11 protein-coding genes and 1 tRNA gene are annotated in these 12,191 nt (G+C 41.8%); all 12 read right to left on the minus strand.

What is annotated here, in order from left to right:
* Positions 1 to 229: 229 nt before the first annotated feature.
* The 12 genes from lonB to gerE all read right to left on the minus strand — a co-directional run bounded on the left by lonB (position 230) and on the right by gerE (position 12,169).
* A complete protein-coding gene (lonB, locus tag A6749_RS05155; RefSeq protein ID WP_066385989.1) occupies positions 230 to 1,897 on the minus strand; it encodes an ATP-dependent protease LonB in 1,668 nt (555 codons plus the stop codon).
* Between the two features lie 117 nt (positions 1,898 to 2,014).
* Positions 2,015 to 3,274, minus strand: coding sequence for an ATP-dependent protease ATP-binding subunit ClpX (gene clpX, locus A6749_RS05160; protein WP_066385990.1), 1,260 nt, complete (start codon positions 3,272 to 3,274; stop codon positions 2,015 to 2,017).
* 366 nt (positions 3,275 to 3,640) lie between these two features.
* Entirely contained in the window at positions 3,641 to 4,918 is a 1,278-nt protein-coding gene (gene tig, locus A6749_RS05165; protein WP_066385991.1) for a trigger factor, read from the minus strand.
* Between the two features lie 165 nt (positions 4,919 to 5,083).
* A complete protein-coding gene (locus A6749_RS05170; RefSeq protein ID WP_066385992.1) occupies positions 5,084 to 6,109 on the minus strand; it encodes a tetratricopeptide repeat protein in 1,026 nt (341 codons plus the stop codon).
* Between the two features lie 176 nt (positions 6,110 to 6,285).
* Positions 6,286 to 6,362 (minus strand) — tRNA-Arg (locus tag A6749_RS05175).
* Between the two features lie 111 nt (positions 6,363 to 6,473).
* Positions 6,474 to 6,983 (minus strand): metallophosphoesterase family protein, encoded by a 510-nt coding sequence (locus A6749_RS05180; RefSeq protein ID WP_066385993.1) that lies wholly within the window; start codon positions 6,981 to 6,983, stop codon positions 6,474 to 6,476.
* Positions 6,980 to 7,591 (minus strand): XTP/dITP diphosphatase, encoded by a 612-nt coding sequence (locus A6749_RS05185; protein WP_066385994.1) that lies wholly within the window; start codon positions 7,589 to 7,591, stop codon positions 6,980 to 6,982. The genes A6749_RS05180 and A6749_RS05185 overlap by 4 nt, the downstream gene beginning before the upstream one ends.
* A 790-nt stretch (positions 7,592 to 8,381) precedes the next feature.
* The gene (gene rph, locus A6749_RS05190; protein ID WP_066400818.1) at positions 8,382 to 9,137 is read right to left on the minus strand and encodes a ribonuclease PH; all 756 of its coding nucleotides are present in this window, start codon (positions 9,135 to 9,137) and stop codon (positions 8,382 to 8,384) included.
* A 107-nt stretch (positions 9,138 to 9,244) separates the two neighbouring features.
* Positions 9,245 to 10,285, minus strand: coding sequence for a GerMN domain-containing protein (locus A6749_RS05195; protein ID WP_066385995.1), 1,041 nt, complete (start codon positions 10,283 to 10,285; stop codon positions 9,245 to 9,247).
* 122 nt (positions 10,286 to 10,407) lie between these two features.
* Positions 10,408 to 11,208 (minus strand): glutamate racemase, encoded by an 801-nt coding sequence (gene racE, locus A6749_RS05200; RefSeq protein ID WP_066385996.1) that lies wholly within the window; start codon positions 11,206 to 11,208, stop codon positions 10,408 to 10,410.
* A gap of 82 nt (positions 11,209 to 11,290) precedes the next feature.
* On the minus strand, positions 11,291 to 11,740 hold the full coding sequence (locus A6749_RS05205) for a MarR family winged helix-turn-helix transcriptional regulator (RefSeq protein ID WP_066385997.1): 450 nt from the start codon (positions 11,738 to 11,740) through the stop codon (positions 11,291 to 11,293).
* Positions 11,741 to 11,944: 204 nt separating this feature from the next.
* The gene (gene gerE / locus A6749_RS05210) at positions 11,945 to 12,169 is read right to left on the minus strand and encodes a spore germination transcription factor GerE (RefSeq protein ID WP_009796032.1); all 225 of its coding nucleotides are present in this window, start codon (positions 12,167 to 12,169) and stop codon (positions 11,945 to 11,947) included.
* Positions 12,170 to 12,191: the final 22 nt, after the last annotated feature.

The raw sequence follows: 12,191 nt of genomic DNA on the forward strand, positions 1-12,191 counted from the left end.
ATATAGTCTTTGTACAATTCTATCTTATTTGTTTTTTAGTGTCTAATTTTAACTTAGCTTAGTTATTGCGCGATAACTTTATTTTCCCCTGTTTAAAAATAAAAACTCCGGTTTGTTTTACTTCCAAACCGAAGTTTTTTTCTTCTATAAAATTTCTTGTTGATTTCAGCTTCAGGCGCTTCGCTTTCCGCTCCATTAAAAGGGTCGAAAAGTAACAATGTCTTTATTTTTAAATCGATTCCTTTTTCGTCAGTTCGATTGATGCAGGTATGACATTTCGCTGGCCCATGCCGTTTACTAGGGCGATTTCAAATACTTCACGCAAATTTGTGACTGGGACGATATTTATCCCTTCGATTTCATTTAAAATGTTTTGCATATTTTCTTCCGGAATAATAACGGTTTTGGCTCCGGCTTTCTTTGCCGCTTTCACCTTCGGATACACTCCGCCTATTGGCTTCACATTTCCGTGAATGCTGATTTCACCTGTCATCGCAACCGTATTGTCGATTGGGATTTTATAAATGGCAGAATATATTCCTGTCGCCATGGCAATCCCGGCAGATGGTCCGTCTATTGGAATGCCGCCAGGGAAATTCACATGAATATCATAGTCATTTGCCGGTACACCCATTGAGCGTAAAACAGTAATAACATTTTCAATCGAGCCGCGGGCCATACTCTTGCGGCGAATTGATTTCCCCTGGCCGCCAATGCTTTCTTCTTCCACGATCCCGGTAATGTTAATCGTGCCCTTTTCCTTTGCCGGAATGACGGTTACTTCTATTTCAAGCAATGCCCCTGAATTCGGTCCATAAACTGCCAGTCCATTAACGAGACCAATTTGTGCATTTTCGTTAATCATCCGCTCCATGCGCGGGGTCATCTGGCTGGAATGGATGACCCATTCAATATCTTCATCTTTGATAAAATTACGATCTTCGGTAATCGCCAGTCCTGCGGCAATTTGAATCATATTCACCGTTTCACGGCCATTTCTAGCATATGTAGAAAGCGTGTGTACACCAGATTCATTAATATCCATTTTCACCTTTGCTGCCGCTTTTTTCGCAACTTTGACGATTTCCTCCTGTGTTAAATCCCGGAAGAATACCTCCATACAGCGTGAGCGAATCGCCGGCGGTATTTCACTCGGGGTTCGCGTTGTGGCGCCAATTAAACGGAAGTCAGCCGGCAGACCATTTTTAAAAATATCATGGATATGCGTTGGAATTTGCGTGTTTTCTTCATGATAGTACGCACTTTCTAAATATACTTTCCGATCTTCCAAAACCTTTAACAGCTTGTTCATTTGAATTGGGTGCAGTTCTCCAATTTCATCGATAAATAGTACGCCGCCATGGGCATTTGTTACTGCTCCTTGCTTCGGCTGCGGAATCCCGGCCTGTCCCATCGCACCTGCTCCTTGATAAATCGGGTCATGCACGGAGCCGATTAACGGATCAGCGATTCCCCGCTCATCAAACCGCGCTGTTGTCGCATCTAACTCGATAAACACTGATTCTCGTTTAAAAGGTGATTTCGCATTCTTTTTTGCTTCTTCTAATACTAATCTGGCTGCAGCAGTTTTTCCAACTCCTGGCGGTCCGTAAATAATAACATGCTGTGGATTCGGTCCGCATAAGGCCGCCTTCAATGATTTAATCCCATCTTCTTGCCCGACAATATCTTGAAAACTTGTAGGTCTTACTTTTTCAGAAAGAGGTTCTGTTAAGGAAATAGACCTCATCTTCCGTAATTGTTCCATTTCTTTTCGTGATTCCCGGTCAATCGAAACCTTTTGCGTCCGCTGATTTTTTAACAGGTTCCAAAAGTATAGTCCGATAATAATACCAAAAAAAAGCTGTATAAATAAGGCAATCCCCGTCCAACTCATCTCTATTCCTCCTGCACCAAATTACTCAATTGATAATAATAAGTATTTCCTGCAGGTTGGTGGAATAAACAAAAAAATTAAAAGACCCGGCAAACTTTACCGAGTCTTTCATAACAATTAAGCTGATTTTTCTTCAACAATGACCGTTCCGTCTTCTAAGATAAGCTTTGGAACGCTGTTATTTTCAACTGTTTCCTTCGTGATAATACATTTTGTAATATCATCACGGGATGGCAGATCAAACATCACATCAAGCATGATGCCTTCAATGATTGAGCGTAAACCACGGGCACCTGTTTTACGTTCAATTGCTTTTTTGGCAATTTCATTAAGTGCGCCTTCTTCAAATTCAAGCTCAACATCATCAATTTCGAGCATTTTTTGATATTGCTTAACTAGCGCATTTTTCGGCTTCGTTAAAATTTCTATCAATGCAGCTTCATCTAATTGCTCTAAGCTGGCAATGACCGGAAGACGACCAATAAATTCTGGAATTAATCCAAAGCGTAATAAATCTTCAGGAAGCACTTTAGAAAGCAGTTCTTTTGAAGAAATTTCTGTTTGCTTTGACTCGGAACCAAAACCGATGACCTTCTGGCCTAATCGACGTTTGATAATTGGCTCAATCCCGTCGAATGCGCCGCCGCAAATAAATAAGATATTGGTTGTATCAATTTGGATAAATTCCTGATGCGGATGCTTTCTGCCGCCTTGAGGCGGAACACTGGCAACCGTACCTTCTAGAATTTTCAATAATGCCTGCTGAACGCCTTCACCGGAAACATCTCGTGTGATCGATGGATTCTCGGATTTACGGGCAATTTTATCAATTTCATCAATATAAATAATCCCTTTTTCCGCCTTTTCCACGTCGTAATCAGCAGCTTGAATTAATTTTAATAAAATATTTTCTACGTCTTCGCCTACGTAGCCGGCCTCTGTAAGGGATGTGGCATCCGCAATGGCAAAAGGAACATTTAGAATCCGTGCCAAAGTCTGGGCTAATAGCGTTTTACCGCTTCCTGTAGGTCCAATCATACAGATATTACTTTTTGAAAGCTCTACATCATCAATTTTGCTGTTGGAATTGATGCGTTTGTAATGATTGTAAACAGCAACGGAAAGCGCCTTTTTTGCTTTATCCTGGCCGATTACATATTCATCGAGGATTTCGCAAATCTCCTTTGGCTTTGGAACATCTTTAAACTCAACTTCTTCTTCTGAGCCAAGCTCTTCCTCAACGATTTCTGTGCAAAGCTCGATACATTCGTCACATATATAAACACCAGGTCCCGCTACTAATTTACGGACTTGATCCTGGGTTTTACCACAGAACGAACATTTTAATTGTCCTTTTTCATCATTAAATTTAAACAAACCTTTCACCCCTTGAAACGTAAAATCCCATTATTATAAGTCGCGGTTCTCACAAACATTATTATTTCTTGAATAGTATGTATTTTGCATTGTATCACATTTAGACAATAGACTGGAAATAAAAAGCTTTATCGTTATATGTTTTTCCTGTTTGTGATAACGCGATTTAAAAAATAATGTACTCATTAATCATAGCCATAATTTTTAAAAATAAATCTTTAATTTCTTGGAATTATTAATTCGCCCTGATCTTACATTATTCCTGCCTATTGTTAAAAATGTTCCCTGATCTAATTATAATATGTAATTGAAAAAATGTATAAAACAAGGCACGACTAAAAATCGTGCCCTGTGGGAATCTAAAAATTATTTCTTATTTTCGATAAGAAATTCTACTGCTTTTTGAAGTTGCAGGTCACCTTTGATGCCTTCAACTCCACCCAGAGCAGCTTTAATGTTGTCAGCAGTCATGTTGTACATTCCAGCCATTTTTTCAAGCTCAGCATTCACATCTTCGTCAGTTGCTTCGATGTTTTCTGCCTTCGCAATTGCTTCTAATGTTAAGTTGATTTTCACACGCTTGCCAGCTTCCTCTTGCATTTGTTCACGAAGAGCTTTCTCGTCCTGACCAGAGAATTGGAAGTATAGCTCAAGGTTCATACCTTGCATTTGTAAGCGTTGTTCGAATTCTTGCATCATGCGGTTTACTTCGTTCTCAATCATTACTTCTGGAATTTCAACTTCTGCATTGTCAGCAGCTTGTTCCACAAGAGAATCTCTTAGTTGATGCTCTGCTTCATGCTTCTTGCTGTCTTCTAGGCGAGTTTTGATTTTTTCTTTTAATGCATCTAATGTTTCAACTTCGTCATCCACATCTTTTGCAAACTCGTCATCTAATGCAGGAAGTTCCTTTGCTTTGATTTCATGAACTGTAACCTTGAAAGTTGCTGGTTTGCCTGCAAGCTCAGCAGCATGATACTCTTCAGGGAAAGTTACTTCAACGTCTTTAGAGCCGCCTGCAGCAACACCTACAAGCTGTTCTTCAAAGCCAGGGATGAAAGAGTTAGAACCAAGCTCTAATGAATAGTTTTCAGCTTTACCGCCTTCAAATGCTTCACCATCAACGAAGCCTTCAAAGTCAATAACAACTGTATCGCCGTTTTCAGCTGTTCCTTCTTCTTTAACCACAAGCTCTGCTTGACGGCTTTGAAGTGTTTCAAGTTCTTTTTGAACATCTTCATCAGTAACAGCAGTATCTTGTTCTTCAACTTCAAGACCTTTATACTCGCCTAATTTAACTTCAGGCTTAACAGTTACAGTTGCTTTGAAAATTAACTCTTTGCCTTTTTCCATTTGCTCAATGTCGATTTCCGGACGATCCACAGGCTCGATACCTGTTTCTTCGATTGCTTCGCCATATGCTTCTGGAAGTAGAACATCAAGTGCATCTTGATAAAGTGATTCTACACCGAAACGCTTTTCAAACATACCACGAGGCATTTTCCCTTTACGGAAGCCTGGTACATTTACTTGTTTAACAACTTTTTGGAATGCCGCATCTAAGCCTTTGTTAACTTTTTCAGCGCTAACTTCAACTGTAAGAACGCCGCGGCTTCCTTCTAACTTTTCCCATTTAGCAGTCATACTTTTTCCCTCCAACATCTATTCTCATTACATTCGTTACGAATTAAGTTCAGGCATATGTCTTGTCCACCAAGTCATGTCCCAATTTTTAATGTAAAATATACTTTTTTACACAATGCAACCCCTACATTATACCATAGGATTTGTTTCTTTCAACAGCCCAGGCTATAGATTCGGGTAAGAAATTTTCTCAATATGGTCAATTTGACGGATCGCTAGCTCTATTTCTTTAGACTCTACCCCATACTCAATGGCTAATTCAGTGATATCCGATTGCATTCCGTGGTATTCCTCTGCCAATAAATGAACGGCAGCGGCCCAGGCATTAGCGCTTCTAGGCTCCAAGTCCATTGGATAACTAATGAAGAAAATGCGCTCGACTAATGAGGTAATATTTTCATAGAGGACCGGATTCGAGCTTTCAAATCGTTTTTCTAATGCCGCTTTCACTTCCAGCATTTTCGGCTGCATCCCTACTTCTGGGAGCCCAGCAGGTACGACCGTACTTTCCATTGCAAGTTTTTGGATGATGATTGGGCGATCGATTTCCTGTTCCTTCAACAGGGTTAAAAGAATCGATTTAAGAAATGGATGCCCGGCTTCCGCTTTTAAATATTCTTCTATTTCCTCCAGATAAGGACGAATATTTTTCTCAGCCAGACTTGAAACCAATAACATTTGTTCATTAAGTGTGCTCAGTGAAAAAAGCTCCAGCTTCTGGTCCTTATCCTCTTCTTCCATTGATCCTGGCATTTCAGGGGGATGATTCAACGCCATTTTACGGCTGAATTGCAGAATCGTTAAGAAATGATCATACTTCTCGGGCGGTACTTCCTTTTCATCCAGCAGCGCCTCGATGGTAGTGATAATTTCTTGATATTCATGCAGCTGAATCAATACCGTCAAATATAAATCAACCATTTGAAAATAGTCGCCGACACCTTTATGAAGCATCTCCTTGGCCAGTACCTTTGCTTTCTGAAAGGCGGAAGCTTCAAAATAAGCCATGACCAATCCAATTAAAATCTCATCATTATCTGGATCATGCTCCCTGGCCTCTTCCAGAAGGTCGATAGCTTCGGAAAATCTTTTATTGTGCAGACTCTCTAAGCCTTTGTCTGTTAACCTTTTTTCAATGCCGGGAAAAAATACTACGTTATCTTTTCTTTTCACACGTTCCCGTTTTTTCATTACTAAATCCGCCCTTTGGCATATTTGATGAAATTTAGTTTAGCATTATTAAGGCAAAATGTGAAACAGAGCAATCGATGCGAGTGTTGCTTCCGCGTTGGCAGCACGCTTCATTGTCACTTTTCCCCATGAAAAAAACTCACCCAAAAGGTGAGTTAAATGTCTGGTATGTAGTATGGCGTCCCAGGAGAGATTCGAACTCCCGACCGTACGCTTAGAAGGCGTATGCTCTATCCGGCTGAGCTACTGGGACATATTAGTTGTTTAACAAGGACAAGATTTATTATATTATCGTAATACCTAAAAGTCAACAGCTTTTTTATAATTTTTTTAAAACCATCGGGGGACATTTCCCCCGTTAATTTTATAGTGTGAAATCGCTGACTAAGCCGGCGATTTCCCGTCCGTTTGATTCATAGACTGACATTTTAATTCTATTATCTAATAAATCGAGGATTACATATGTTTTTTCAGAGCGCCCGCGCGGCAGACGAATGCTGCCTGGATTTACAAATAGAGTTCCGTCTACCACCTCGGCACCTAGAACATGCGAATGCCCAAAGCAAACAATATCTGCACTTACTTCCTGCGCTTTATATTTTAATGGCATCAGTGATGATTTCACAGAATAACGATGGCCATGGGTAATAAAGAATTTCTTGCCGGCAACATCGGAGATCAGCTCCTCTGGAAAACTGCCAAAATCACAATTTCCCGCCACCGTGAAATATCCTGTTATCGCTTTATTGTCGGGCATTAACTGTGAATCACCGCAGTGGATCATTAAATCCACCTCTTGAAGATGCCGTTCTCTTATAAACTCCAGCTCTTTCGTCAAACCATGACTATCGCTGACGATAAGCACCTTGCTCATGACCGCTCAGCTCTTTCCAAAAGCGAATCCAGCATTTCATCCAGTTTCATTAACGCATTGGCGCGGTGGCTGATTTTATTTTTTTCATCGGAGGAAAGCTCCGCCATCGCAACCCCTTTTTCCGGTACAAAAAAGACTGGATCATAGCCAAACCCATTGGTCCCTCTTCGTTCCTCGAGGATTCGGCCTTCGCAGGTGCCTGACACCGTGAATGCTTCCTGCCCGGGAACGGCGACCGCTAAAGCGCAATAGAATCTTGCCGTTCTTTTTTCTGCAGGGACGCCGGTTAATTCCGATAACACTTTATCAATATTGTTTTCGTCGTTTTTTGGTTCGCCGGCATAACGGGCGGAATAAATTCCGGGTCTGCCCTCTAAAGCGTCAATCATCAGCCCGGAATCATCGCCAATAACCATTTTATTCAATGCCTTTGAAACTGCTTCCGCCTTTAAGATAGCATTCTCTTCAAATGTTGTACCTGTTTCCTCCACCTCCGGAAACTCTGGAAAATCAAGCAACGTCTTCACTACGATTCCTCGTGGTGAAAAAATATGTTCAAATTCTCTCGCTTTTCCTGGATTCTTTGTAGCAATAATAACTTCTTTCATCGTAAACGCCTCTTTTTTTATAATTTAAGTAGTTTTGGGCACGTAGATCACGTCTACGGGACCGAACCTGCAGTTTTTCTGCTGATTGGGGCACGTAGAGAGCGTCTACGCGACCGAACTGTCAGTTTTTCAGCTGGTTGGGGCACGTAGAACCCTTCTACGTGACCGAACCGTCTCTATTTCAGCTGATTGGGGCACGTAGAGAGCGTCTTCGTGACCGAACCTTCAGTTTTTCAGATGCTTGGGGCACGTAGAACACGTCTTCGTCACCGAACCGTCTCTATTTCAGCTGCTTGGGGCATGTAGAACACCTCTACGTGACCGAACTGTCAGTTTTTCAGCTGGTTGGGGCACGTAGAACACCTCTACGTGACCGAACCGTCTCTATTTCAGCTGATTGGGGCACGTAGAGAGCGTCTACGTGACCGAACCTTCAGTTTTTCAGATGCTTTGGGCACGTAGAACACGTCTTCGTGACCGAACCGTCTCTATTTCAGCTGATTGGGGCACGTAGAGAGCGTCTACGTGACCGAACCTTCAGTTTTTCAGATGCTTGGGGAACGTAGAGCACGCCTACGTGACCGAACCTTCAGTTTTTCAGCTGATTGGGGCACGTAGAGCACGACTACGTGACCGAACTGTCAGTTTTTCTGCTACTCGGGGCACGTAGAACACGCCTACGTAACCAAACCGTCACTATTTCAGCTGATTGGGGCACGTAGAACCCGTCTACAGGACCGAATCGTTAATTTGTTTTTTTATTATATATCTGCAATTCACACAGCCCAGCCTATTTCTTCCGGCGGGCCTCAATTTTTTTTGTAATTTCTTCTCCTAGCGCAGCCTTTTGCTGTTCAAATAGCTCCATAAGCCCTTCCTGCGCGGCATGCAGCAATCCTTGGAGCTGCTCATAGGAAAATGTTGATTCCTCGCCTGTTCCTTGCAATTCGACAAATTCACCGCCGCCGGTCATAACTACGTTCATATCCACATGTGCTTTTGAATCCTCGGCATAATTAAGGTCCAGCACCGTTTGATTATCCTTAAGAATTCCGACACTAGTTGCAGCTAAGTAATCGGTGATAGGAAATTTTGCTAATGACCTTTTCTCTGCTAATCCGTTTAATGCCAGCGTCATAGCGACAAATGCCCCCGTGATCGAAGCCGTTCTTGTGCCGCCGTCTGCCTGAATGACGTCACAGTCGATCCAAACCGTCCGTTCCCCAATCGCCGTTAGGTCAACAACTGCCCGCAGCGCCCGCCCAATCAAGCGCTGTATTTCCATCGTCCGGCCGGTGACCTTTCCTTTCGACGATTCCCGAATATTTCTTGTTTCTGTAGCCCGCGGAAGCATCGAATATTCAGCAGTAATCCAGCCCTTTCCTTCCCCTCTCATAAAAGGAGGGACACGGTCCTCGATGCTGGCGGAACAAATCACTTTTGTATTTCCTACGGATATCAGCACCGAGCCTTCCGGGTGCATTAAATAATTGGTTTCAATATGTATCGGCCTTAATTGCAGCGGTTCTCTTCCATCAACGCGCACAACATTTTCCTCCTTAGTTTCAATCACTTTTTTCGATAAATAAGAAAGAGGCGGCCCCAAGCCAACCTCCTTCATAGTCCATTATATAGTATATCAAAAATACTTTTTTAAAAACTACCTGTATTGACTTTTTCTGGGCGGGTTACCGGCTCAGAAAGCTTCTTTCCTTGGTCGTTCTTTATTTCAGCCTTCCCTTTAACCTGTACAGCAACTTTTTCAATGCCTTTTTGCTCGGTTAATGTTAACACCAGGGCATCAACCAGGTGTTGGGAAATCACTTTTTCCTCGAAGCTGCCATAAACGTTCTCGTCAAAGTTTAATGTTACCTTGCCATCCTCATATTTCGGTTCATCCAGAAGCTTTACATCTGGCGTAAAATCAGAAACAAGGTTCGATTTTTCATTTGGCCCTTTAATTAATTCATTAACGGCAGCAGCGACCGGATCTTTCTGGTTGTTGCTGACCCTGCGTGTCACAGGTACATAGTAATAGGAACCTTCTTCACCGCCGATGAAATAGACAGTAACTGGTTTCGTATTTGTAATATCGATAACATCTGCTACATCAAAATTTATGCCTGAGGCCCTGGAGAGATTTTCACTGATTGGTGTTCCTTTGACTGGCATTTCTGTTAGCTCATGGCCGTTCATTTTTAGTTTAACAGCGCTCACATTATCAAATTGAGTCAGCGTCCAGGTCACAGACTGGAGAATTCTCATCTCATCTTCTGGCTGGTAGTTCTTAAATTCTTTTGAAAAATTAACTGTTGCCACTCCGTCTTTTATATCGACAGAAAGGTCCGTCGACTCAGGTAATACCGCTCTAAAACCGTTTGGAAGTTCGTTAGAGACAGGGCCGCCTTCGACTAAATACTGAAGCGCTTGGGTTGCTACGGATTTCGTTGTTGGAAGGTTTAGTGTCTGCGGTACAACATAGCCGTTTTTATCAATAAGATAAAGTTCTGTTTTAACGCTGTTTTCTGTTTTTTCCGCCTTGGACTTTTTACTTTCTTTTTGGTCGGCAACGGAGATTGTTTTTGGCGGATCAATTTTTTGTTTTGTTTCACCACCTAAAAGACCGCACCCAGACAGCATAATGGTTGAAGTAAGTACCGTGTATCCAAGGATTTTCCCCTTATGTTTAAACATATTTTTCCCCCCAAAGACAGTTTGTACTATCATATATACGAGCCTACGAAAAAATTAGACCGTCTTCGGAAAGAAAAATTGGACAAATTTCAAAAAAAGAACCTCCTTTTAAAGGAAGCTCTTCATAGTTTAATTTTTTTCACTTGGTTAACCGGGCAGAGTTCTTCGAGCCATTGGGATGCAATTTTTGAAAAAATCCATGTTGAACCAGTTGTATAAAATTCGTGTACATGCGCTTTTTCACCTGTTGCCAATTGACCATTATATTCTAAGATGGCGCTAACCTCGCGGGCTGTTTCGTCCCCTGAACTAATAACGTTAACATTTTCACCCATTTCCTTTTTAATCAGCGGTTCAAGTAATGGGTAATGGGTGCAGCCTAATATTAAAGTATCAAGATTTTGATCTAATAATGGTTTTAATGCTTCACTGACAATTTTCTCCGCAATCGGTCCGCCATATTCACCGCTTTCCACCAGCGGCACAAATTTAGGGCACGCCTGACTCTTAATGAACAGATGGCTGTTAAGAGACTTCAACGCTTTTTCGTAAGCACCGCTTTTCACGGTTCCTTCCGTACCGACTACACCAACCCGATAATTCCTTGTCCGCTTGACCGCGGCACGGGCCCCGGGATTAATGACACCCAGGACAGGAATGGGTAGCTCCCGGCGAATTTCATCCAGCGCCGCTGCTGTCGCCGTATTACAGGCAATAACAAGCATTTTTATATGTTTTTTCAATAAAAAGTTGGTTAATTCCCATGTGAATCTTTTTACTTCTTTAGTTGTTCTTGGACCATACGGGCAGCGAGCCGTATCTCCTAAGTAAATGATCTTTTCATTCGGAAGCTGCCGCATTATTTCTTTAGCAACTGTTAACCCGCCAACACCTGAATCGATCACACCGATTGCCTGCTTCAAAACATCTCGCCTCATTTTTTATTCATAAAATCAACTGTGTCCCATACATTCCCCTATTAAAGGGAATCTAATGAGTTTTGCGTTATCGCATTTCCTGGTGCAGTTTTGCTAGATTATTTTGAAGAAGTTGAATTTCTTCCATTGAGAAGTCTTTTAATACTTCCGTCAAATACGCTTGACGTTTTTTTATCACTTCATCAATGATTCGTTTTCCCTCTTCAAGCAAATGAATTTGCACCACACGCCGGTCATGCGGGTCTTTTACCCGTTCAACTAACAGGTTCTTTTCCATACGATCGACAAGATCAGTTGTTGTACTGCATGCCAAATACATTTTATTGGAAAGTTCTCCGATTGTCATATCTCCTTCTTCAAAAAGCCACTGCAGGGCTACAAATTGCGGCGGCGTAATCTTATAATTACTTAGCATTTCCCTGCCTTTTTGCTTGATGATTCCGGATATATAACGCAAATCCTTTTCAATATTCGCAACAATATCCCCGTTAATTTTCTCAGAATTTTCAACCTTCATTTATTTTACACTCCTAGAATATGCTCTCATCAAAACAAATAAATCTATCAGCTTGTCCTTATTTTCCACTTTTTCCGCAAAAAATTCAAGCAAAATCATTGAATGGGTGTCAGGCACCATGTGAAATTTTCACATGGTGCCTGACACCCAAAATAACATCCTTACAAAGCAGGAACCGGCATCCATTACGGATGCCGGCCATGTTTAAAGTTCTAGCTCTCCCATACGAAGGAGTTCTACAACTGCTTGTGATCGCCCCTTAACACCAAGCTTTTGCATTGCATTCGAAATATGATTCCGAACCGTTTTCTCGCTTATAAATAATTCACCAGCGATTTCTTTTGTTGTTTTGTCTTGTACTAACAGTTCGAATACTTCTCTTTCTCGTTTGGTGAGTAATGGCTTGTGAGTATATTCATTCTCCTTCAAGTATTGTAACCCTCCTTGCCTT

Source organism: Neobacillus mesonae (assembly GCF_001636315.1).
Taxonomy (GTDB): domain Bacteria; phylum Bacillota; class Bacilli; order Bacillales; family Cytobacillaceae; genus Neobacillus; species Neobacillus mesonae.

What these genes read in the sequence shown, in the direction of transcription:
- A6749_RS05195 (WP_066385995.1), bottom strand. Translation starts at nt 10,285, where the DNA reads ATGTTTAAACATAAGGGGAAAATCCTTGGATACACGGTACTTACTTCA.
- A6749_RS05185 (WP_066385994.1), bottom strand. Translation starts at nt 7,591, where the DNA reads ATGAAAGAAGTTATTATTGCTACAAAGAATCCAGGAAAAGCGAGAGAA.
- A6749_RS05180 (WP_066385993.1), bottom strand. Translation starts at nt 6,983, where the DNA reads ATGAGCAAGGTGCTTATCGTCAGCGATAGTCATGGTTTGACGAAAGAG.
- A6749_RS05170 (WP_066385992.1), bottom strand. Translation starts at nt 6,109, where the DNA reads ATGAAAAAACGGGAACGTGTGAAAAGAAAAGATAACGTAGTATTTTTT.
- tig (WP_066385991.1), bottom strand. Translation starts at nt 4,918, where the DNA reads ATGACTGCTAAATGGGAAAAGTTAGAAGGAAGCCGCGGCGTTCTTACA.
- lonB (WP_066385989.1), bottom strand. Translation starts at nt 1,897, where the DNA reads ATGAGTTGGACGGGGATTGCCTTATTTATACAGCTTTTTTTTGGTATT.
- A6749_RS05205 (WP_066385997.1), bottom strand. Translation starts at nt 11,740, where the DNA reads ATGAAGGTTGAAAATTCTGAGAAAATTAACGGGGATATTGTTGCGAAT.